General features: G+C 37.1%; 19 protein-coding genes. 8 read left to right on the top strand and 11 right to left on the bottom strand.

From position 1 onward, the window contains the following. Positions 1–18: 18 nt before the first annotated feature. Positions 19–1,869, bottom strand: a complete 1,851-nt coding sequence (locus ACT9TX_RS12530) for a hypothetical protein (protein ID WP_481338637.1) — start codon at positions 1,867–1,869, stop codon at positions 19–21. Between the two features lie 224 nt (positions 1,870–2,093). Between ACT9TX_RS12530 and ACT9TX_RS12525 the strand changes: the two genes are divergently transcribed. Then, positions 2,094–2,558 carry a response regulator transcription factor gene (locus ACT9TX_RS12525; RefSeq protein WP_481338636.1) on the top strand — a complete coding sequence of 155 codons (465 nt, stop codon included), beginning with the start codon at positions 2,094–2,096 and terminating at the stop codon, positions 2,556–2,558. A 121-nt stretch (positions 2,559–2,679) separates the two neighbouring features. Continuing rightward, positions 2,680–3,204, top strand: coding sequence for a DUF4199 domain-containing protein (locus tag ACT9TX_RS12520; RefSeq protein ID WP_481338635.1), 525 nt, complete (start codon positions 2,680–2,682; stop codon positions 3,202–3,204). Positions 3,205–3,262: 58 nt separating this feature from the next. Here ACT9TX_RS12520 and ACT9TX_RS12515 read toward each other — a convergent pair whose 3' ends face one another. From ACT9TX_RS12515 to kduI, 5 genes are all read right to left on the bottom strand, one after another. After that, positions 3,263–3,757 (bottom strand): DUF937 domain-containing protein, encoded by a 495-nt coding sequence (locus ACT9TX_RS12515; RefSeq protein ID WP_481338634.1) that lies wholly within the window; start codon positions 3,755–3,757, stop codon positions 3,263–3,265. 71 nt (positions 3,758–3,828) lie between these two features. After that, positions 3,829–4,488 carry an SGNH/GDSL hydrolase family protein gene (locus ACT9TX_RS12510; protein WP_481338633.1) on the bottom strand — a complete coding sequence of 220 codons (660 nt, stop codon included), beginning with the start codon at positions 4,486–4,488 and terminating at the stop codon, positions 3,829–3,831. Between the two features lie 15 nt (positions 4,489–4,503). After that, positions 4,504–5,808: an MFS transporter gene (locus tag ACT9TX_RS12505; RefSeq protein WP_481338632.1), complete on the bottom strand. Its 1,305-nt coding sequence runs from the start codon at positions 5,806–5,808 to the stop codon at positions 4,504–4,506. 95 nt (positions 5,809–5,903) lie between these two features. Beyond that, positions 5,904–6,725, bottom strand: coding sequence for an SDR family oxidoreductase (locus ACT9TX_RS12500; RefSeq protein WP_481338631.1), 822 nt, complete (start codon positions 6,723–6,725; stop codon positions 5,904–5,906). Positions 6,726–6,881: 156 nt separating this feature from the next. Then, complete coding sequence (gene kduI, locus ACT9TX_RS12495) at positions 6,882–7,730, bottom strand: 5-dehydro-4-deoxy-D-glucuronate isomerase (RefSeq protein ID WP_481338630.1); 849 nt, start codon at positions 7,728–7,730, stop codon at positions 6,882–6,884. Between the two features lie 224 nt (positions 7,731–7,954). Here kduI and ACT9TX_RS12490 point away from each other — a divergent pair, with 224 nt between their 5' ends. Next, on the top strand, positions 7,955–8,968 hold the full coding sequence (locus tag ACT9TX_RS12490; RefSeq protein ID WP_481338629.1) for a LacI family DNA-binding transcriptional regulator: 1,014 nt from the start codon (positions 7,955–7,957) through the stop codon (positions 8,966–8,968). 34 nt (positions 8,969–9,002) lie between these two features. Beyond that, positions 9,003–9,176, top strand: a complete 174-nt coding sequence (locus tag ACT9TX_RS12485) for a hypothetical protein (RefSeq protein ID WP_481338628.1) — start codon at positions 9,003–9,005, stop codon at positions 9,174–9,176. A gap of 282 nt (positions 9,177–9,458) precedes the next feature. Here ACT9TX_RS12485 and ACT9TX_RS12480 read toward each other — a convergent pair whose 3' ends face one another. Together ACT9TX_RS12480 and ACT9TX_RS12475 are read right to left on the bottom strand one after the other, a co-directional pair. After that, a complete protein-coding gene (locus ACT9TX_RS12480) occupies positions 9,459–10,028 on the bottom strand; it encodes a hypothetical protein (protein WP_481338627.1) in 570 nt (189 codons plus the stop codon). A gap of 230 nt (positions 10,029–10,258) precedes the next feature. Continuing rightward, complete coding sequence (locus ACT9TX_RS12475) at positions 10,259–10,645, bottom strand: HU family DNA-binding protein (RefSeq protein WP_481338626.1); 387 nt, start codon at positions 10,643–10,645, stop codon at positions 10,259–10,261. A 211-nt stretch (positions 10,646–10,856) separates the two neighbouring features. On the opposite strand from ACT9TX_RS12475, the gene ACT9TX_RS12470 reads away from it, so the two are divergent. Then, the gene (locus ACT9TX_RS12470; protein WP_481338625.1) at positions 10,857–11,423 is read left to right on the top strand and encodes a cob(I)yrinic acid a,c-diamide adenosyltransferase; all 567 of its coding nucleotides are present in this window, start codon (positions 10,857–10,859) and stop codon (positions 11,421–11,423) included. Positions 11,424–11,467: 44 nt separating this feature from the next. Here ACT9TX_RS12470 and ACT9TX_RS12465 read toward each other — a convergent pair whose 3' ends face one another. After that, positions 11,468–12,121, bottom strand: coding sequence for an ABC transporter ATP-binding protein (locus tag ACT9TX_RS12465; protein WP_481338624.1), 654 nt, complete (start codon positions 12,119–12,121; stop codon positions 11,468–11,470). 139 nt (positions 12,122–12,260) lie between these two features. Here ACT9TX_RS12465 and ACT9TX_RS12460 point away from each other — a divergent pair, with 139 nt between their 5' ends. Then, a complete protein-coding gene (locus ACT9TX_RS12460) occupies positions 12,261–12,482 on the top strand; it encodes a DUF2795 domain-containing protein (protein WP_111293716.1) in 222 nt (73 codons plus the stop codon). 78 nt (positions 12,483–12,560) lie between these two features. Here ACT9TX_RS12460 and ACT9TX_RS12455 read toward each other — a convergent pair whose 3' ends face one another. After that, the gene (locus ACT9TX_RS12455; protein WP_481338623.1) at positions 12,561–13,571 is read right to left on the bottom strand and encodes a PorP/SprF family type IX secretion system membrane protein; all 1,011 of its coding nucleotides are present in this window, start codon (positions 13,569–13,571) and stop codon (positions 12,561–12,563) included. Between the two features lie 75 nt (positions 13,572–13,646). Further along, positions 13,647–14,300, bottom strand: coding sequence for a uracil phosphoribosyltransferase (gene upp, locus ACT9TX_RS12450; protein WP_481338622.1), 654 nt, complete (start codon positions 14,298–14,300; stop codon positions 13,647–13,649). Between the two features lie 234 nt (positions 14,301–14,534). On the opposite strand from upp, the gene ruvA reads away from it, so the two are divergent. Together ruvA and sov are read left to right on the top strand one after the other, a co-directional pair. Further along, the gene (ruvA, locus tag ACT9TX_RS12445; protein WP_481338621.1) at positions 14,535–15,116 is read left to right on the top strand and encodes a Holliday junction branch migration protein RuvA; all 582 of its coding nucleotides are present in this window, start codon (positions 14,535–14,537) and stop codon (positions 15,114–15,116) included. Between the two features lie 40 nt (positions 15,117–15,156). Beyond that, positions 15,157–22,545 carry a T9SS outer membrane translocon Sov/SprA gene (sov, locus tag ACT9TX_RS12440; protein WP_481338620.1) on the top strand — a complete coding sequence of 2,463 codons (7,389 nt, stop codon included), beginning with the start codon at positions 15,157–15,159 and terminating at the stop codon, positions 22,543–22,545. Positions 22,546–22,670 lie beyond the last annotated feature (125 nt).

Here is a 22,670-nt window from a genome sequence, read left to right as displayed (position 1 = left end):
TTACCAATGTTTAAAATATTAGCCAACGGCTACAAGTGCAGGTTGTACTATTTCGCCAGGTATAGACAATTCTTTAAGCAAAGCTTCTACTTCTATTAATTGTTCACGCATATCTAGAACGTATTTGGCACTTTCTTGTTTAAAGTATTGCGTTAAATCTTGGTAGTAATTAATGCCTTTTAATAAATTTTCTCTAAAAGTTTTTAGCTGTCTAGTTTTCGCTGTAGTAATATTTGCGTAGCTTTTGTCTATCTCTTTTTTCAAATAAGACACATACAAGTTTAGCTCATTTACAAACATATTTGGGCGATACACTGAGTTTAAAATATCAATTCTGCCATAAATGAAATCTACCATTTGCTTTAATGAAAAAATGCCTGAGAAGTAAGCCAAATTTGGTCCAGGGCAAATAAGCACCGCTTTACTTACTTTACGCAATGGTTCAATATCGTGGCACAATAAGGCTGATGTACCCAAGCCTTCACAAAGGCAATCTTTCTCTACAATATGCCCAACTGCTTTAGCTATGGTTTCGTTAATAGTAGTGCCAGCAGGTGCGTCACTTATCAACTGATTTATTTTTAAGTGTTGGTACTTTCTCGAGGCAGTACAAATAGGTTGTTCAGAAAATTCAGTATTAGCTATTAAATATTTTTTAGTGCATGGGCTACCTGGTCTACCATCTGCTATGCGTTGTACACGTTGTATTTCAGATGATGCTTTTCTAAAGCTATTAAACGGTACACCCAATGGCGATATATTGCTTAAGTAATAATCTTCTGGCTTAGCAGTAGCAAGGTTTTGCAGCGTTTCATTATCTACACTGGTTGCTTCTGGTACTAGTAAAAATGGGCTGCCCCAACCTGTGCTATTAGCCTGATAATGTTCTAGTAAAAATTGGTCTTCATTGGCTGTGCCAATACCACCTTGTACGGTAATGCGTAGCGCTGGTGCAGTTGCAAATAATGGCTGCTCTTTAGCGGCTAAAGCTTGGTTGCACATGGTAAATAATTCAGTTTCTAATGCAGCTTTGTTTTGCTTAAATTCTTCTAAAATAGGACCAAGTAATAAACCATCTGTTGCAAATGCGTGGCCACCACAGTTTAAGCCAGATTCAATTCTAAATTCAGATACCCAAATGCCTTTTTTAGCCAATATTTTACCTTGGGTTAAGGCAGAACGGTAATCACTTACTTTTAAAATCACTTTCTTTTTTGCCACTCCATTTGCATCTGGAAAAAAGTCGTTAAACTTATCTATATAAGCATATAACCTAGGGTTGTAGCCAGCTGAGAAAACGATGGATGACTCTAAGTTACTATTGGCAAAACCACGTAACCCCGCCAATGCATCTGAATATTCAGCAGGTAATAATTCACCTGTGCTGCTATAGTTGTTTTTATCTACTTTGCTCATTAAGTTCACATCTAGCGCACCGGGTACAATGGCTGCTCGTAGTTCTTCTTGCAGGGCTTGTTGGTCTAGCGAATTATTGGTAGCCAACATTTGCAAGTAGGTCTGTTTTATGGGCAAATGATTAGGTAATAGTTCAAAATACTTGGTGATTTCTGTGCCAGATTCAAATGGTAAGGCTTTTAATGCAGTTACTTGTGCATCTACAATGTGCTTCACCATGTTTAGATATGCTGTTACTCTTTTAGCTCTATAATCATCTTCTACGGCACTAATTGGTTCGTAAGGCAATTGGTATTGTTTACTGTAAAATGCACGCATTTGTTCTGTTAACTCATCTTCTACAATAGACATAACAGATGAGATACCAAAACGGGCTACTTTTATAGGCGTATCAATGGTAAATCCTAAGCCCATTACTGGGATGTGAAATGTGTGCAAGGTTGGTGAAATCATGTGAACTTGTTTTGACTTAAATAAACGGTAGGATTGGATTTTAAAACGATTAATGCAAAAGTGTATTAAAGCAAACGTTGAGAAAATGATATCAATCATGTTTTGCAGAAGTCGAGAAAATAAATAGGCTAGTTGGTTGCTTTTTGTGTTTGGCCAATCTTTTTACACCGTGCCAATAGTTTGTTTATTTTTATTTTACCAAAACAAACATTCGCTCAAACAATATGCTGGCTATTTTTCAAAAACATAAATCCACACTACTATACGGTTGTGCATTGGCTGTATCGCTGTTGCTACTAAAATGGCTAGAGGTGAAATACATTATTTACAATCAATCGTTTGAAACCTATGCAGGTATTATTGCTTTATTATTTACCGCATTAGGTATTTGGTTAGCCATTAAATTAATACAACCTAAAACCATTATTGTAGAAAAAGAAGTCTTAAAAAATAATATTACTGATGTTGTAATCAACACTTTAGAAATAGAAAAACTTGGCCTAAGTAAACGAGAAATAGAAGTGCTAAACATGTTGGCTACTGGCTTAAGCAATCAAGAAATAGGTGACCAATTGTATATTTCTTTGGCTACTGTAAAAACACATGTATCTAAACTGTACGATAAATTAGATGTAAAACGACGCACACAGGCCATAGAAAAAGCCAAAAGGCTAGGCATTATATCGTAAACCACTACAACTTTAGTATGAATTATGGCTTTTGCTACAAGAATCAGCCTAAAGTTGCTGGCAGCTAATAGTAAATGCCACAGTTTTACACCATCAAACAATATAAAACCAAACTAACCACATGAAAAAAATCGTCATTATTTATGGCTTAATTGCTGGCCTTATTGTAAGTGCTGTAATGGTAGTAACCACGTCTACTTATTGCAACAATCTAAATGAAAACATGACTGAAGGCATGATTTATGGCTTCACGGCCATGATTGTTGCTTTTTCAATGGCTTTTATTGGCATTAGAAATTATAGAAACAAATACAACGATGGTATTATCAGTTTTGGTAAAGCTTTTCAAATAGGTATGCTGATTGTGCTAATTGGTTCAACTATTTATGTGTTGGCATGGGAAATAGATTATCACTTCTTCTTTCCAGACTTTGGCGATAAATACGCTGTTAAAATGATTGAAGCGGCTAAAGCTAAAGGCGTAACAGCTGCAGAACTTGCCAAAACAACTACCGAAATGAATGACTTTAAAGTGCAGTACAAAAATCCGCTATACCGTATTTTTATGACTCATACAGAAATACTACCGCTTGGTATTATTATCACGTTAATAAGTGCACTTATTTTAAAGAAGAAAAAAGCATAAAACAACCAAGGGCTTCAACATTGTTGAAGCCCTTGGTTTATAAATTATATAACTGGTATTAATTGCCAAACAAGCCAAAACCTTTTAAGGTATCCATAATACCGCCACCACCTTGTTGGCCACCTGTAAACCGACCAATTAAGCTTTGAACGTCTAAGTTGCCGCCACCAACATTGCTTAGTATGCCTTGCAAGTCGAAGCTGCTATCATTAGGGTCGTTTGTTTTGTTTACAAATTTTTGTAGCACAGTTGGTATTAAGTTACTAGCAATATTAGTAGCAGTGCTTGGGTCTACACCGAATTTGCTCATCAAGTCGCCCACAAAGCCACCTTGAATATTTTGTAAAATGCCACTATTAGCAATATTGCCGCCATTAAACAGGCTCATAATATCGCCAACGTTGCCATTACCTACTGCATTTTTTAAGCCATCAAAAATAGATGAAGTAGCAGATGAAATGGCTTCATCGTTACGCTCATTTGGTATAGCAGGGTTGTTTATGATTGCATCACCTGCATGTTGTTTTACTAAGTCTAATAAGTTGTCTAGCATGTTAGTTAGGATTTAATTACTTACAAATAGAAAGTATTTTTTGTGATGTAACAAACATCAAACGGTATCAATTATTTAGTTGCTGCATAAATGGTTTTCCACATCTCGCTTGCTACTAGTAAGTTGCCTGCACTTGTAAGGTGTACACCATCTACAGTCAATATCCCTTTATCTAAATTTTGAGGATTATTAGCTTTTAAATAATCTGCAAATGCTACACGCAAGTCACACACAGGTAGCGATAAACTTTGCGCCATATTGCGTACCATTTTGCTGTAAAAATTTAAGTCACCATCTTGTAAGTTGGTCACATCGTTTCGTTCGCCAATAACAGTTGGTGTGCACAGTATTACTTTGATGTTTTGAGCTTGTAGTTTCTTAATAATGGCTCTGTAAAACTGTTCATATTTTTTAGGTTCTGTACCAGTGCCTGTAGTGGTTTTGTGCCATACATCGTTAATGCCTATGTATATCACTACCACATCAGGTTTTTTAGCTAGCACATCTTCTTCTATGCGTAGGTATAAGTCGTACACTCTATTACCACTTACACCAGCACCTACAAGTTCATAATTATCACCCAAGCCTTGTAGTTTTATCAAGCTATCCATTTTAGGTATATAGCCGTTTTTACTAGCGCCTTGCTGTGTAATAGAGTCGCCAAAAAATACCACTTTGGTTTTTACAAATAAAAAAGCCTTTGTTACAAGCGTAACAAAGGCTTTATACAAATTGTATGATTGTCTTTAAACTTCTACCATTTTCATTTTTGGCACTAGTAAATGCATAATTAACCAACCCAATAAATAAGCACCACCACATATAAAGAACATAATGTAGTAAGCGGTTTGTATTTGGTTCATGCTTTCGTAGTACACAAACATTCTTTTTTGTACTAAGGCAGATAATATAATACCGCCTAAACCACCAGCCATACCACCTAAACCTGTTACAGAACCAATGGTACGCTTAGGAAACATATCTGATACGGTTGTGAAAATATTGGCACTCCAAGCTTGGTGTGCTGCTGCTGCAATACCTATTACTATAATGGCAAACCACATGTTCATGTTACCTAGTATTTGCGCAAATACAATTGGTAATACACAGAATGCATAAATAAGCATAGATGTTTTACGAGCTTTAAACGATACCATACCTTTGTTGATAAGGCTTAATGGTAACCAACCACCACCAATACTACCTACGCTAGACATAATGTAAACAATTGCCACCGGTAAGCTTACTTGTGTACCTGCTAAGCCATATTGTTTGCCTAAGAAATCTGGTAACCAGAAAAGATAGAACCACCAAATAGGGTCAGTTAAAAATTTACCTAGTACAAATGCCCAGGTTTGTTTAAAGCTTAGCAATTTGCCCCAAGAAATGGGGGTGGTATCTACTGCTAAATTTTGGTCTTCAACATCACTGTTAATATAGTCAAGTTCAGCTTGTTTTACACTTTTGTGTTTAGCAGGTACATCGTACACTACAAACCACAGTATTAACCAAATAAAACCAATAGAACCAGTAATTAAAAATGCCGCTTGCCAGCCTAAACTTTCAGCAATTAATGGTACAGTTAAAGGGGCTACAATAGCACCAATATTGGCACCAGAGTTAAAAATACCTGTTGCAAATGCACGTTCTTTTTTAGGGAACCATTCTGCTGTGGTTTTAATAGCCGCAGGAAAATTACCAGCTTCTGTTACACCTAAAAATGCACGAGCAATACCAAAGCCTAATGTACTTTTCACAATAGCATGACCTACAGCCGCAAGACTCCACAAAAAAGTAGCTAAACCATAACCAATTTTAGTACCTAATCTATCTACCACACGGCCAGCACCCATTAAGCCAATAGCATAAGAAAGCTTGAAGGCTATCTCAATATCAGCATAGTCACCAGCATTCCAATGGAACTCTTTGGTTAAATAGGGTTTTAATAATGAAATAACAGCCCTATCTAGGTAGTTGATAGTAGTGGCTAAAAATACCAATGAACAAATCGTCCACCTATATTTTCCTATTGTTTCGTTTACCTCTTTCATATAGCAACTTTGGATTTATAATTTGGAATTTATGGTTTAAAATGTATTGTAGTCAGTAACGCCACTTTTCCTTTTCACGTTTCACCGCTCACTTCTTAAACCCCACCAAATATTGAGAAACCACCATCTACACAAATCATCGCACCTGTTACAAACTTGCTTGCATCGCTTAGTAGCCATACAATAGCACCTTGTAATTCATCAGGATTACCAAAACGTTTAAAGGGTGTTTGTTTAATTACCAATTCACCACGTTCTGTGTAGCCACCTTCTTTCTTGGTTAATAAATAACGGTTTTGCTCGGTTAAGAAAAAGCCTGGTGCCAATGCATTCATTCTAATTTTATCACCATATCTATTAGCCATTTCTACTGCAAACCACTGATTGTAACAGTCTACCGCAGCTTTACCCATATTGTAACCCAATACTTTGGTAATCGCTCTTTTTGAATTCATTGATGAGATATTCACAATGCTACCATTGCCAGTTTTAGCAATAGCGTCACCAAATACTTGTGTAGGTATAATAGTGCCCCAAAGGTTAATGTCAGTGGTTCTGCGCATACCTTCTATGCTCATGTTAAATACATCATCTGTTGGTTGCAATACACCATCAGGCATATTACCACCTGCTGCATTTACAAGACCATCTATTTTGCCAAATGCATCTAGCATTTGTTGCTTACATACACGTAGTTGTGCCTCGTCTAGTACATCAGCCACTAAAGCCAATGCCTTACCACCAGCAGCGTTTATGGCAGCAGCACGTTCTTCCGCCACTTCTTTTTTTCTACCCAAAATACCTACAGTACCACCAGCTTCTACAATGGCATCTATAAATGCACCACCTAAAATACCTGTACCGCCTGTTACTACTATTACTTTGCCCTTTAGGCTAAATGTTTCTAAAATATTCATCCCTGTATGTTTTGTTTTTCGCTGATTTCGCTGATAGCACAGAAATAATTGAGAAGTGTTAAGTACTATTGTTTTTTATTGTCAGCATTTAAAGCAGTTAATAGCTGTAGTTTATTTTAAGTTCAGCGTCATCTGCGTTATCTGCGAGCCAACTTACTATTTCAACGTCGCTATTGGTGTAGGATCCATGTCGGTAAATTCTTTGTTTTCACCTGCCATAGCCCATATAAAGCTGTAGTTACCTGTACCACAACCAAAATGCACACCCCAACTAGCCGATACAATTGCTTCGTTGTTAGCCACAATTAAGTGTCTTGTTTCTTGTGGTTCACCCATCATATGAAACACACGTTGGTCTTCTTTTACGTCAAAGTAAAAATATACCTCGCTGCGTCTATCGTGTGTGTGTGGTGGTACGCTGTTCCATACGCTACCGCTTTTTATCATGGTAATGCCCATTACTAGTTGGCAACTTTGTATACCATCATTGTGTATGTATTTACACAAACTTCTTTCGTTACAAGTTTCTTTAGCGCCAAGCTCTAGTACCGTGCTTTCTGCTATGGTCATTAAAGTAGTAGGGTAGGTTTGGTGTGCCGGTGTAGATAGTAAGAAGAAGATAGCAGGCTCGCTAGCATTGTCGCTTGCAAATGTTACTTCTTTTACACCTTTACCTATGTATAGGCAGTCGTGCTTGCTTAGGCTATAGCTAGCGCCATCAGCCGTTACAGTGCCTTTACCGCTACCAGTATTAATAATACCTATTTCTCTTCTTTCTAAAAAATAGTCACTTTTTAGGTTTACATAAGTAGGTAAGCTCAGTACACTGCTAGTAGGTTTTGCTATACCAGCCACCATACGGTCGTAGTGCATATAGGTAAGCTCAATAGCGCCGTCATTTTCTAAACCGCTTAATAAAAATTGTTCTCTTAATTGTTGTGTAGTATAATGTTTGGCGTCGTTATAATGTACGCTGTGCAAGGTTTTTAGAGAAGTAGCACTCATTAGAAAGTATTTTAGTTAAGATAATTTGCACACGCCTGAACCAAGCCTGTATCAAGCAATTGCGGCGTAAGTTGATTAAAATAAATGGTAGTGAATAACTTTTTTGCGGAAACGTTTTCGGTTTATAATTTATCTAAATTTAAACACAATTCTACTTTTTTAACCCTTAGTTTGAAAATATGTAGTAGCAATATCGTTACTTTGAAGGCATAGACTTAACGATTATGGCGAAGATTGATATTAAAGGGCTTGCTAGAGAGTTAAATATTTCTGCTTCAACGGTATCTCGTGCTTTAAGAGACAGCCATGAGATTAGTAAAGCAACCATAGATAAGGTAAAAGCACTAGCCGAAAAGCTCAATTACCAACCACATCCATACGCAGGTAGCTTACGCAAAAACAAAACCAAAACCATTGGCATTGTAGTACCTGAGGTATCTAATAATTTCTTTGCAAAAGTATTTAGCGGTATAGAAGTAGTGGCGCAAGAAAACAACTACCATGCGCTCATTTACCTTACCCACGATGACTACGACAAAGAGAAATCTATTTTACGCCACTTGCAAAGCGGTAGGGTAGATGGTGTTATTTTAAGTATTGCCTCTAATACCAAAGACCACGCACATATAGAAGAATTGATACAAGCTAGTATTCAGGTAATATTTTTTGATAGAATTGGTGAATCGTTTTCAACCACAAAAATTACCACAGACGACTATAATAGCGGCTATAAAGCTACCGTACACTTGATAGAACAAGGCTGTAAAAAGCCATTGCACATTACACGCTTTTTGCACCAAACCAATACTAAGTACCGTAGAAAAGGCTTTGTACAAGCTTGTAAAGATTACCATTTACCCATAGAAGACAGTTGGGTACTTGAGCTAAACGATGATGCTGTAGTAGAGCCTACTTTGGTAGACATTTTAAAAAGTAAAGACAGACCCGATGGTATTTTCTCATCTGTAGAAACCCTGTCTTTGTACCCCTATAAAGTGTGTAAAGATCTTGGTATTAAAATGCCTGAGCAACTAAAATTTGTAAGCTTTAGCAATATGGATGCTGCTTCGTTTTTAGTACCTGCATTAACCACCGTTACACAGCCTGCTTTTGAGATAGGTAAAGCTGCTGCGGCTACCTTATTTCAGCAGTTAGAAAAGAAGAAAAGAGGTGTACAACCTATTGACAGTGTATTTCCCTCAACATTAATAGTGCGAGAGTCTTCTATTAAAACCTAATAGCCACACCATAGGTATTGTTCTACAACACCCAATGCTAAAGCTCTATTTAAAAAAAGCTGTAAAACTCTACAACAACGAAAGACCATATATGAGCTTCGGCAACTTAACGCCTAATCAAATACATCAAACTAGTAACCTCATTAAAACAGAAAAACTATGGAAGAACTATTATCAGAAAAAAACTACTGTAGTAAACCAAATCTAGGCGTAAACACAAACAGTAAACTTAATACAGTATTAAACAAATAATCTGTAAACTTTTTTCAGGACGTGATAAAGATCTCACATCTCAAATCACAAATTGTTATGGCGTTCCCGCTTGTGGCGGGTCGGGCTGTTCGTTCCCTCCCGATAGCTATCGAGACCTCGCACTGCTTCGCAGTACTGTGGGCTATCCACTGCCATCCCTTACGCAAAGTGCAGCAGGTTAAGTAGTTGGTGAAAATACTAAGGTGAAAGAATAGTTGGGTATTTCAAACAGTTAGTGTTATTTGGCGATTTTTATTTGTTCGTTTGTCAGAAAATTGTTTGCTCCGTTAACTGCATCTTGGTCCATTTGACCGTCCCAATTAAATTCAAATAGTTTTTGCTTTTCGGCTTTACTATAACTTATAATGATTGTATTTTCTTTTATTCTTGATGAGGTCCAGTTAAATTTATAGTTGTCTATAGTCTTGGTGTTTTTCAATACAGCAGCAGTTAGTCTTTCAACTCGTCTTTCTTTGTTCTCCCAACTATGGTCAACTTTTGCATTTGAAATTGTTTTTTCATAAGCTGATTTATTAAATTCTAAATTAAGTCCGTTATTATTTGTCCAAGTGACTTTATCATTAGAAACATTCATGTCAACCCAATAATCATTGCAACCTACAACGCCACAAGAGCATCTTCCTATTAATATTTGTCCGTTAGACAATAGGTTGTTTTGTCTAAAAAAATCTGGCGGCTCTATTCCCAAATGGTCTTTCCCAAGAATGTCAGAATTGTCAACAATAATTCTGACCTCATGGTCTTGAGATTCGTCAGTTGGTAATATGGCAAACGAAAGTGTATTCATTCTTAGTTATTTCTGTTGTCTTAAAATGCTCTGCCCTATGAAACTTGTAGTTTCGTAATTTTTTTTCGTTTTTGTTGGTGTTCCTTTCACAAACTAAAAACAAAGACCTAATTACACCCTAAAAATTTCCTGCCTAGGGAATTTATTTTCCAAGCTAGGAAAATGTATTTTCCTAGCTTGCTAATTTTTTTTCCTAGGTAGGAAATTCTAAAGCCCTAGGTTGGTATTTTTTATTGCTCTTTTTCAAACTTTAGGTTCTTCTGCATGTCCTTTAATTTTGTACCCGGTGTAAATAGTATTTTACTGTTTTTAATGGCTTTTGCCGTTACATCTGCTTCTTTAGCAAAGCCTTCGCTGCTAAGGCTTAGGCGCAAGCTACCCAAATCGCCAATGCGTACTATTAGCCCATTGGATAGGTCGTCAGTAATTACATCTACCATGGCATACAATACAGCACGTATATCTGCACCGCTTACAGTACTTATCTTTTCTATACTTTTTGTTATTTGTTCAAGGCTGCGTTCACCCTGCACTACAGGTGCTGCATAGTATTTGCTATTACCACCGCCTTTAACGCCAGGCTCAGCTTTCTTAATTACTTTGTACTTTACTGCCATAATTGTTTTGTTTTAAAGTGTGATTGAATGATTTTGATACAGTAATGTTCTTTTCTACAATATTAAAACAAAAATGGTATTACATAAAATCAACTTGTTCGTTTGTGAATAATTTTTTACAGCTATTAAATGGGGCTAACTGAACCAATCCTTAGTAATCTTGTTGTCTCTTTACATTTCACGTTATACATCACTAATCTCAAATAAAGCAATGGCGTTAAAAATATATACCAAAACTGGCGATTTAGGCAAAACCTCACTCATTGGCGGTACCAAAGTACCCAAGAGTCATATTCGTATAGATGCTTATGGTACTATCGATGAGTTGAACTCGTACATTGGCTTACTGGGCGACCATTTTAACTATGCACCATCTAACGCTACTTTAAAAGAAATCCAAGATAGGTTGTTTACAATCGGTTCATCATTGGCTTGCGACCCAGATAAAGAGCCTTTGATGAAAATTCCTGACCTTAAGGAAACCGACATCACATTTCTTGAACACCAAATAGACCACATGAACGACGTGTTGCCAGAAATGAAGTTTTTTGTATTGCCAGGTGGTCATGCGGCGGTATCCACTGCACACGTAACTCGCTGTGTTTGTCGCCGTGCCGAGCGTTGTTGTGTTGCCATGCAAGAGCATGAATTGTTTGTAGAACCTTTGGTAATTAAATACCTGAATAGACTAAGCGATTATTTATTTGTGCTTGGGCGTTTTATTGCGCATGAATTACAAGTAGCAGAAGTAGCTTGGAAACCGAGGGTTAACCCCTAACCCCTAAAGGGAATTTTTAAGTTATCCATTATCACATCAGCACATTAGCTAATTATTTTTCCATCTTTCATATGTACGGTTCTGTCGCTCATGGCGGCTAGTTCTTCGTTGTGCGTTACTATTAAAAACGTTTGTCCAAGTTCTTTTTTTAAGCGCACAAACAATTCATGTAAGTCTTTTGCATTGGCACTATCAAGGTTGCCTGTAGGTTCGTCTGCAAATACAATGGATGGCTTGTTAATTAAGGCTCTTGCAACGGCTACACGTTGTTGTTCACCACCACTTAGTTGTTGCGGTTTATTTTGCGCCCCAGCGCTTAAGCCCAATAAATTCAATAATTCTAGCGCTTCCTTTTCTACTTGTGGTTTGCTGCGGTTAGCTATCCAGCCTGGTATGCACACATTTTCTAGTGCACTAAATTCTGGCAGTAAATGGTGAAACTGAAATACAAAACCCATGTGCTTATTTCTAAAAGCAGCCAATTGTCTGCCTTTAAGCAGGTGTACAGGTTGTTGGTTTAAAATAATACTGCCACTATCAGGCGTATCTAATGTGCCAAGAATATGCAACAAGGTGCTTTTGCCAGCACCAGAACTGCCCACAATAGATACAATTTCGCCATTGGCTACGCTAATATCTACACCTTTTAATACTTGTAGTTGTTCGTATTGCTTTGTAATACTATTGGCCTGTAACATGCAATTGGGTGCTTAGTGGCTGTAAACATACAACCAGTGTGGCAACTTTTTTACATCTTTCATAATTTAATAAGGCTGTAATAAAACTTACATTTGGTAGTTTCGGATATACGGTTACATTTGCACAAATTTTTGAAGTATGTTTTGGACTTTAGAATTAGCAAGTTACCTAGAAGAAGCTCCTTGGCCAGCTACCAAAGATGAGTTAATTGATTACTCTATTCGTAGTGGCGCACCTATTGAGGTGGTTGAAAATCTTCAGGAATTAGATGATGAAGGTGAAATTTATGAGAGCATCGAAGACATTTGGCCAGACTATCCTAGTCAGGAAGACTTTATGTTTAACGAAGACGAATACTAATTACATCAGATGAATTAAGTAAATAAAATAGCCGCTTGTATCAAGCGGCTATTTTTATGTTTGGTATTTTGATTAATATTAAAATCTTGGGCAAGGAATATTTTTATCGGTATCTCTTTTAAAGATGTAAACCAAAGAAATTTCGATACCACCTTGTCTTTCACTTGCTGTTTTTAATGAAGAACTATTAATATCGTAAGTAGCGCCTAATCTTACGTCACCAAACTCTAAACCTACATAGGGTATAATAGCATCTTTAAAACGCATCCAACTACCTACATAAATGCTTGTAGGTTTTGTTTCTTCAGGATTAGCAACTAATTGAACCGCACCACCAATTACCGTTTCAGAAGCACCGCCTTGAAAGGTTTGCATACCACTTAAGTGTAAAATGGTATTACCATTTGTCCCCAAAGGAAAATAAGTACCTGCATGTACAGTAGCCCTAGGATTGAGGACATAATTACCCCCTACAAAACTTTGCTTTGGCCTATTAATATGATATAAACTCACACCAAAGTAAAAGTTATTTCTATCGGTTGTGCTACCACTGTATAAAATACCTGCATTTACATCTACATAATTGGCAGCTAAAGTAGCACCATTAAAAATTTCTTTCGTTACATCTGTGAAGCCATTAGTTGTTAATTGGTCCTCAAACTGCAGCACATTGGTATTGATAGACATGGTTGCAGAAGTAACCTGAAAACCAAGCCCCAATTGGTGATAACCTTCTTCATCTAAGCCTTTATGATAAGCCGTAGATAATGTGGCATAATTAAAACGTACAGCACCATTTGCACTATTATCGCTGTAAAACAAACCACCAAGGCCCCAAGTATCATTTTGAGGAATATGGTTTTCTCTTAAATGAAAATCTACTGAACCTGTTGTGGTAATGTAGGCATTGTTAATAGTGGGCCACTGATTACGATAGTTACCTGCTGCCCTAAAAGATCCTGAAAACTTGCCTGTAAAAGCTGGATTTGAGGTTAATGGCGACGAAAAAAACTGCGAAAAGTGTGGATCTTGCGCATACGTCAATAAGCCCATCAATAAAAAACAGCTAATTGTAATTAATCTTCTCATTTATATCAAGATATCAGACAACTAAATTAAGGCAAATGCGGTAATAAAAAATTATTACTATAAGAATTTAACAAATTATGCTTGAACTTTTGTACCAAATGCTAAATCACCAGCATCACCAAGACCAGGAACAATATAACCTTTAGCAGTAATTTCTTCGTCAATATCGCCACACCAAATGGTAATATCTTCACCACATTGGCTTTTAATATATTCTATACCTACTGAACAAGCAATAGCACAAACCACGTGAATAGCTTTTGGCTTGCCTTCTTCTTTCATGTAGCGAATGGTTTTCACTAAAGAAGAACCTGTAGCCAACATTGGGTCGCTAATAATAATGATGCGGTTTTCTAAAGTAGGGCAACTCATGTATTCTAAGCTAATTTCAAAGCTACCATCAGGAAAATGTTTTCTGTAGGCAGAAATAAAAGCGTTGTCAGCTTTGTCAAGATAATTGAGCATACCATTATGTAATGGCAAACCAGCTCTTAAAATGGTTGCCAAAACTGGTTGTTCAGCCAATACTTTACTATTATGAATACCAAGTGGCGTTTGAATATCTACGGTAGTTGTAGGTAATTGTTTGCTAATTTCATAAGCGGCAACTTCACCAATGCGTTCTAAGTTTCTACGAAAGCGTAATCTATCGCCCTGAACATTTATATCTCTTAACTCAGATACCCAATTGCTTAGCAAACTATGTTGCTCACTTAAGTTTATAACCATACTAAAAATTATTTGATAGAAAAGTGTGAAAACGCTCGAAAGTAAATAAAATAGTAGTTCCTTTAGTAACATTTACTGTTTCTATCAGAATAATAATTAGTATTACTAAAATGTAAACTTTTAAACAATTTTTCGATACAAACTACCATAACAAATAAATATGTAAGAAAACAAGTACAATAATAAAAAAGCAGTATATTCTGCATTGTCAAAAACACTATTTTTGTTTTGATTATGATCGCATTTGTAAGAGGAAAATTTGTAAATAAAACACCCGCTAGAGTAGTGGTAGATGTAAATGGTGTAGGCTACGATTTGCAGATAAGCCTAAATACGTATAGCGCTATTGCTAACTTAGAGGATGGCTTATTAAACACCTATATCCATTTGTATGAAAATGGGCAAACCATGTACGGCTTTGCAACAGTTGCAGAAAAAGATATTTTTTTACAGTTAATAAGTGTATCTGGTGTTGGTGCAGCTACCGCAAGAATGATGCTGTCTGGTATGAGGCCTGATGAGATTGTAAAAGCAATTGTACAAGGCAACACCAAACAGCTAGAAGGCATCAAAGGCATAGGTAAAAAAAGTGCTGAAAGATTGATTGTAGAACTAAGAGATAAACTGGGTAAGCAAGCAATGGAAAGCCCTTTAACCAGTTTAAATATACAATCACTAGATGCAGATGCAGTAAATGCCTTAGTTTCACTAGGAATTAGTAAACCAATGGCGGAAAATGCAGTAAAAAAGGTAATATTGTCAAATCCTGATATCGCTTTGGAAGACATGATTAAACAAGCATTAAAAAATTTATAGTTTATTGGAGTAAATTTTACGTAACCAGTGTAGCTGTCTCTTGAAGCATTATCCATCTTATTTATTCTATTTTCTAACTACCGTTTTTGGGTGGTTATTTTTTGTTGCACCTGTACAAGCACAAAAAAAAGATTCTGTTGGCACCAAAAAAGATACGTTGCGCTTTCCTATAAGCGATAGACGTGGTGACCGCTTTACGTACCAAAACAGAAACCCTTTTGACATTAAAGACACCTCTTTAATCAAGCAAAAAATTGAGTACGATCCTGTAACAAATACTTATGTTATTGTAGAAAAAATTGGTAATACCATTTACCGAAAACCAACAACACTAACATTTGAACAATATTATGCCCTACAAAACAAGCTTAACGAAGAGGCTTATTTTAAAGAACGAGCCAATGCTTTAACACAGCTAAATCAAAAACAACAACGACCAAAACTCACGGTTTACAATAGTTTGTTTGATAGAATTTTTGGTGCAAAAGATTTATTGGGTGGTGCTGGTGTAAAATTAGACAGCTTAAAAAGCGGTGTAAAAAATGCTAAGAATAATGCCTTAAATGTAGATATCAAACCACAAGGTTCGGTAGATATTATGGCAGGCTATCAAGGGCAAAAAACTTTGAACCCTACATTGCCTGAAGCAGCAAGAAGAAATGGTGGTTTTGATTTTAACATGAACACCAACTTTAACGTTAATGCCAATATTGGCGATAAATTAAAGTTGCCAATTAGCTATAATACGCTAGCCAATTTTGATTATCTAAATCAGTTGAAACTCGATTACAAAGGCAAAGACGATGAGATATTAAAAAGCATTGAAGCTGGTAATATGTCTTGGCAGTCAAAAGGTACTTTGGTGCCTTCTTCTCAAAATTTATTTGGTTTAAAAACGCAGTTGCAATTTGGTAAATTATTTTTAACTGCAGCAATAGCAACTCAACGTAGCCAAAGGCAAAGTCAAACCTTAAAAGGTGGTGCAGCGTCTACCACGTTTCAAAAGAAATTGGATGATTACGAAGAGAACCGCCACTTCTTAATGGGTCAGTATTTTAGAAACAACTACAATACTACCATGTCTAAGTTGCCATTTGTAAATAGCCAAGTACAAATACAACGTATAGAAGTTTGGGTAACTAATAGAACTGGTGCTACTACTGATGCTAGAGATATTGTGGGTTTAATGGATTTAGGTGAAAATCAGCCGAGTAACCCTGCCAATAGTTCTTTAACCACTAGCACTTTACCTGCAAATGGTGCCAATAACTTGTACAGTTTTTTAACAAGTGACCCTAATAACCGTAATCCTTCACAAATTAATAGCCGATTAATTGCAAGAGGTTTAACACCGGTAAATGACTTTGAAAAAACTTTTGCAAGAAAGCTTACTACTAACGAATACACTTTTAATCCGCAGGCAGGTTTTATATCATTAAATAGCCAGTTACAGCCAGATGAGGTGTTGGCAGTAGCTTACCAATATACCAATAATGGTCGTGTGTACCAAGTGGGTGAGTTCAGCCAAGATGTTGCGTTAGACACCAACAAGAACACATCAGGTGTACAAAAGGTATTGTTCCTAAAATTATTAAAAGCAACATCTGCACGCACTACATTGCCAATTTGGAAATTGATGATGAAAAACGTGTATAGCTTAGATGTGTTTGGTTTAAGCAAAGATGGTTTTCAGCTAAATGTATTGTACCAAGAACCAAGTGGTGGTTTAAAAAGATATTTACCAGAAGCAGCACCAAGTGTGGATGGTAAAAACTTGTTGAATATTTTGGGCTTAGATAGATTGAATAGCCGCAACGATCCGCAACCTGATGGTATTTACGATTATGTAGAAGGTTATACTGTTTTGTCGCAACAGGGTAAAATTGTGTTTCCGGTGTTAGAACCTTTTGGTAGCGACTTAGCAAGATTGGCCTTTAATGGCTTTCCTGCTTTGCAACAAAAATATGTGTACCAACAATTGTACGATAGTATTAAAGCCATTGCACAAACCTATGCTAACCTTAACCGCTTTGTGATGCAAGGGCAGGCAAAGGGTAGTGGTGGTGGTAGTGAAATTTACTTAGGTGCGTTTAATATTCCACAAGGTTCGGTTAAAGTATCTGCTGGCGGGCAAAACTTACTAGAAGGTGTAGACTATAGTATTGATTACAACTTGGGGCAAGTAAAAATATTAAACCAAGCTATTTTAAATTCTGGTGTGCCAGTAAATGTATCTTACGAAAACAATGCGCAATTTGGTTTGCAGCAGCGTGGCTTCTTAGGCTTACGAGCAGATTATAATGCGAGCAAGAAGTTGCAATTTGGTGCATCGATGGTGCGCTTGAATGAACGACCATTTTTTACCAAAGTAAATATTGGTGAAGATCCAATAAGAAACACCATGTACAGTGCAGATGTAAGTTATAAATCTGACTTACCTGGCCTTACAAGATTGCTTGATAAACTACCATTCTACACCACTAAAACCATGAGTACCATTAATGCTTATGCTGAAGGTGCTTACCTAAAACCAGGCCATCCGGCACAAATAGGCAGTGGTAGTAGTGGGTTGTTTTATGTAGATGATTTTGAAGGTACAAGAAGTAGTTTAGATTTACGCTTTCCTTTGGTAGCTTGGGCTTTAGCAAGTACACCACAAGGTACAACGGCTTTTCCTGAAGCCACTTTAACTGATAGTATTGACTATGGTAAAAACCGTGCAAAACTTGCTTGGTACAATATTGAGCCTACTTTACAAGACAAGAATAGCAGTAGCAATCCATTACGTAAAGACTTGAATGAATTGAGTAAGCCAACTACAAGATTGGTTTACACAAGTGAATTATTTCCTCAGCAAACAACCAATATTACCAATACACAGCAAGTTACTTTCGATATTGCTTATTACCCTACTGACTTAGGACCTTACAACTTTGAAACCAATCCTTCGCAAATAGATGGTAATGGTAAATTAAAGAACCCTAAAACAAGATGGGGCGGTATTATGCGTAGCATAGACCAAACCGATTTTGAAACCAATAATATTGAGAATATTGAGTTTTGGGTGCAAGATCCGTTTATTAAAAACCAAACAAGCACAGGTGGTAAATTGCGTATTAACCTAGGTAATATAAGCGAAGACATTTTAAAAGATGGTAAGCGCTTTTATGAAAATGGTTTAAACACACCAACATCGCCTGCGGCTGTTGATAGCAGTAATACTTGGGGTAAAACGCCTGTAAACCCAATTCAAGTTACGCAGGCATTTAGTAATAATGTAGATGATAGGGCTTATCAAGATGTTGGTTATGATGGTTTAGATAACGAAGGCGAAAAGCGTAAACGTGCTGCTTATTTAAACCGTATTGCTGCCAACTTTGGTACTAACTCAACACTTTATAGAAGAGCCATTCAAGATCCTTCAAATGATGACTACGCTTGGTACCGTGACCCTGCTTTTGATGCAGCAAATACTGGTATTTTAGGTAGATATAAAAACTACAACAACCCACAAGGCAACTCGCCTGTGGCAAGCACAAGTTCTCAGTTTTCATCTGCGGCTACTTTATATCCTGATAATGAGGATTTGAACAGAGACAATACATTAAACGAAACAGAAGAGTACTATGAATATGAGTTTGATTTAAAACCAGGTATGGCTGCTGGTGTTACACCTTACATCACCGATTCTAAGGTTGTAAACGTTACTTATGCCAACGGTACTACTGGTGCAGAAACTTGGTATTTGTTTAGAGTACCAGTAAAGAATTATACTAGAAAAATTGGTCAAATACCAGACTTCAAATCTATCCGATTTGTAAGAATGTACTTAACAGATTTTGAAGATTCAACAGTATTACGTTTTGCTAAGCTTGACTTGGTGCGTAACCAATGGCGTGGCTTTACTTACAATTTAGATACTACAGGTTCTTACACACCTGTAAATACAAGCACTACCTATTTTAATACACTGGCTGTGAACCTAGAAGAAAATAGTAGCAGAACGCCTGTAAACTATGTTATTCCACCTGGTATTGAGCGTGTACAAGTGTTAAGTAACAATGGTGTGAATTTGTTGCAAAATGAGCAAGCGCTAAGTATGCAAGTAAGAAACTTAGCTGATGGTGATGCAAGAGCAGTATTTAAAACCATGAACTTAGATATGCGTCAGTACGGTACGCTATCTATGTTTGCCCACGCAGAAAGTGTACCTAAGTTTACGCCTGTTAAAGACAAAGAATTAAACTTGGTAGTAAGAATTGGCCAAGACTTCTTGAACAATTACTACGAGATAAAAATTCCTTTAAAAATTACTCCACCAGGTCTCTATCCTAAAGCCGATGCTGAAAAAGTATGGCCTACTGATAATAACCTCGACTTTAGTTTGCAAGATTTAGTAACACTAAAGCAACGTAGAAATGGCTCTCGTACTAATGTGACAGACATCTACCGTGAGCTGATTGGTACAAAAACTTTCAGCGTTTTGGGTAATCCAAATCTTGGTGAAGTAACTGGTATGCTTGTGGGTGTAGAAAATGCTAAAGATGGCAATACCGCACCAGTAAGTACAGAGGTTTGGATAAATGAGTTGCGCTTATCAAGTGCTAATGAAGATGGTTCTTATGCAGCCGTTGGTAGGGTAGATATGCAATTGGCAGATTTAGGTAGACTAACTGTTTCTGGCAATATGCACACAGCAGGCTGGGGTAGCATTGAGCAAAAAATAGGTGAACGTGCACAAGAAACAATGACGCAGTTTGATGCAGCTTTAAGTATAGATGCGGGCAAATTAGTACCTAAAGCAGCACGTTTATCTATACCTATCTATGCTAGTATCAACAAAACTGTGAGAACACCAAAGTACGATCCATTTGATAAAGACGTATTGTTTAAAGACAAAACAAGCCAAGCTAAATCGCAAGCAGAGAGAGACTCTATTAAAAATGCAGCGCTTGACCAAACAACCATCAAAACCTTAAACTTTACCAATGTACGTGTAATGCCTAAGGGTAAACCAAAGTTGTTAAGCATTAGTAACTTCGATGTCAGCTATTCATTTACCCAAACGGTACAAATAAACCCTACCGTTGCACGTAACGAAATGAATAAGTATCGAGGTAATCTTGGCTATACGTACAACAATCCTACAAAGTATATCGAGCCATTTAAAAAGCTTATTAAAAATAGAAATCCTTGGTTTGCACCAGTGCGTGATTTCAACTTTAACTTAAAGCCATCATTACTAACGTTTAGAGCCGATGTAAATAGACAATTTGGTCAGTACATACCTCGTGTGGTAAATACAGATTTCTCTTCTAGCAAGGTAGAAAAAGTAGATACCACTTACGATAAGTACTTTAGGTTCGATAGATTTTACAATCTACGTTGGGATTTAAGCCGTAGCTTAAACTTCGATTTTAAAGCTACCAATAATGCTTTTGTGGATGAGCCTTTTGGTGCACTTGATACCAAGGCAAAACGTGATACAGTACGTAACAATTTCTTTAAAGGCGGTCGTAATATTCAGTATAACCAAGAAGCTATTTTTAGCTACACGTTACCTATTAACAAACTGCCAATAACAGATTGGATTACTGCTCGTTACAACTATGGCACATCGTTTAGTTGGGTAGCTGCTAGTCGCTTGGCTATAAGTATAGGTAATGTATTGGAAAATGGTCAACGTAACAACCTTACTACCGAGCTAGATTTTACAAGGCTTTATAGCAAAAGTCGTTGGTTACGTGCAGTAGATAATGTGCCAATGCCAAGACCTGCTGCCAATAATACCAAGCCTGCAACAAATGCTATTGCCAATCCTAAACAACCAAATGCATTAGGCTTAACTATTAGAACAAGAGACGAAGTAATACATGATAAAGATGGTAAGCTATTGGTAGGAAAAGCTAAGAAGCAAGCCTTACAAAAATGGCGTCAACAAAAGCGTGACTTACGCACTGCTGAGCGATTAAAAAGAGCCAATGAACCTGTTGAAATGGGTGGCTTGGCAAGAGGTGTAGGTAAAGCCATCACGATGGTAAAACGTGCTTCTATTAACTATACCGAAAACTATCGCAGCCGTGTACCAGGTTACATGGATAGCACACAGATTTTGGGTCAAAACTTTAAGACTAACCAACCTGGTTTAGATTATGTATTTGGTCGTCAGCCAGATACTATGTGGCTAAACCAAAAAGCAGCAGCAGGTGTGTTGTCTCGTGATAGTTCTTTCAACGATTTTTATCGTCAAAACTTCCAGCAAACACTCAGCTTAACAGCGCAGCTAGAACCAATTAGAGAATTTACCATCGACCTTAATTTAGACAAGAGCTTTAGTAAAGAATATTCTGAATTGTTTAAAGATACCCTCAGCAATAATGGCGGTAGAAAACAACACTTAAGCCCTTATGCAAGTGGCGGTTTCAGCGTGTCTTACATTTCATTTGGTACCTTGTTTAAAAGCAGTAATCCAAACGAAGTATCAGCTACATTTAAGCAATTTGAAAACAACCGTTTAATTATCTCTAACCGAGTAGCTGCTGCTAACCCTTATTACACAGGTGCAGTAGGTGCAGATGGTTATGCCAAAGGTTATGGCCGTTACTCGCAAGATGTATTAATACCTGCGTTTTTAGCCGCTTACACAGGCAAAGACCCTAATACTATTGGCTTAATCAGCCAAGATAATGGTAGCATTAAAAAGAATCCTTTTAGAAGCATTTTACCAAAACCAAATTGGCGCTTAACCTACACAGGTTTATCTAAGTTGCCATCATTGTCTAAAACCTTTACCAGCATTACTTTAACGCACAGCTACAAAGGCGAGTTAAGCATGAACAGCTACACCAGTGCTTTAAACTATTTCGATCCTTTGCACCTTGGTGCGCCGCAGTTTATAGATACGGTTAGTGGTAACTACATACCTTTCTTCCTATTGCCAAATATTACCATTAAGGAAGAATTTGGCCCGCTAGTAGGTATAGATATTACCACCACCAAGCAGCTGAACATTAAGTTTATGTACAACAAAAGCCGCCAACTAAGTTTAAGCCTTGTTGACTATCAGCTAAGCGAAACCAATAGTAGTGAAATTGTAATAGGTGGTGGTTATAGAATAAAAGGCCTGCGCTTACCATTTAAGCTGCCATTTATGAAAAACACCAAGCTAGATAACGACCTAAGCTTTAAACTAGATGTAGGTGTGCGTAACGATGCTACCAGTAATAGCCGCCTTGACCAGCAAAACGCTTACGGTACAGGTGGCCAACGTGTAGTAACCATACAGCCATCTATAGACTATGTACTGAACAAAAAAATCAACCTCAAATTCTTCTTCGATCAAAGACGTGTAACACCATACATTTCCACCTCTGCACCTACCATTAACACAAGGGCAGGGCTAAGTGTAAGGGTAAGTTTAGCACCGTAATATTGGCGGCGCTTTTATTTTTATGTAACCAGCAGTGGTACTACTATGATGCTTTTGTTGCGCACACTGCGGCTGTAGAATATTTGTTGTGCTCTATGAAACTACAAGTTTTCTAGAGCTAAACA

The organism is Parasediminibacterium sp. HNIBRBA5674 (assembly GCF_056745525.1).
Note: the sequence above shows the minus strand (reverse complement) of the source record. Positions and strands in the feature narration are given on the sequence as shown.

Coding starts and splice junctions, on each gene's coding strand:
- ACT9TX_RS12530 (WP_481338637.1), bottom strand. CDS start 1,869: ATGATTTCACCAACCTTGCACACATTTCACATCCCAGTAATGGGCTTA.
- ACT9TX_RS12455 (WP_481338623.1), bottom strand. CDS start 13,571: ATGAGAAGATTAATTACAATTAGCTGTTTTTTATTGATGGGCTTATTG.
- ACT9TX_RS12505 (WP_481338632.1), bottom strand. CDS start 5,808: ATGAAAGAGGTAAACGAAACAATAGGAAAATATAGGTGGACGATTTGT.
- kduI (WP_481338630.1), bottom strand. CDS start 7,730: ATGAGTGCTACTTCTCTAAAAACCTTGCACAGCGTACATTATAACGAC.
- ACT9TX_RS12460 (WP_111293716.1), top strand. CDS start 12,261: ATGTTTTGGACTTTAGAATTAGCAAGTTACCTAGAAGAAGCTCCTTGG.
- ACT9TX_RS12515 (WP_481338634.1), bottom strand. CDS start 3,757: ATGCTAGACAACTTATTAGACTTAGTAAAACAACATGCAGGTGATGCA.
- ruvA (WP_481338621.1), top strand. CDS start 14,535: ATGATCGCATTTGTAAGAGGAAAATTTGTAAATAAAACACCCGCTAGA.
- ACT9TX_RS12465 (WP_481338624.1), bottom strand. CDS start 12,121: ATGTTACAGGCCAATAGTATTACAAAGCAATACGAACAACTACAAGTA.
- ACT9TX_RS12480 (WP_481338627.1), bottom strand. CDS start 10,028: ATGAATACACTTTCGTTTGCCATATTACCAACTGACGAATCTCAAGAC.
- ACT9TX_RS12475 (WP_481338626.1), bottom strand. CDS start 10,645: ATGGCAGTAAAGTACAAAGTAATTAAGAAAGCTGAGCCTGGCGTTAAA.
- ACT9TX_RS12520 (WP_481338635.1), top strand. CDS start 2,680: ATGAAAAAAATCGTCATTATTTATGGCTTAATTGCTGGCCTTATTGTA.
- ACT9TX_RS12500 (WP_481338631.1), bottom strand. CDS start 6,725: ATGAATATTTTAGAAACATTTAGCCTAAAGGGCAAAGTAATAGTAGTA.
- ACT9TX_RS12470 (WP_481338625.1), top strand. CDS start 10,857: ATGGCGTTAAAAATATATACCAAAACTGGCGATTTAGGCAAAACCTCA.
- ACT9TX_RS12525 (WP_481338636.1), top strand. CDS start 2,094: ATGCTGGCTATTTTTCAAAAACATAAATCCACACTACTATACGGTTGT.
- ACT9TX_RS12490 (WP_481338629.1), top strand. CDS start 7,955: ATGGCGAAGATTGATATTAAAGGGCTTGCTAGAGAGTTAAATATTTCT.
- upp (WP_481338622.1), bottom strand. CDS start 14,300: ATGGTTATAAACTTAAGTGAGCAACATAGTTTGCTAAGCAATTGGGTA.
- ACT9TX_RS12485 (WP_481338628.1), top strand. CDS start 9,003: ATGCTAAAGCTCTATTTAAAAAAAGCTGTAAAACTCTACAACAACGAA.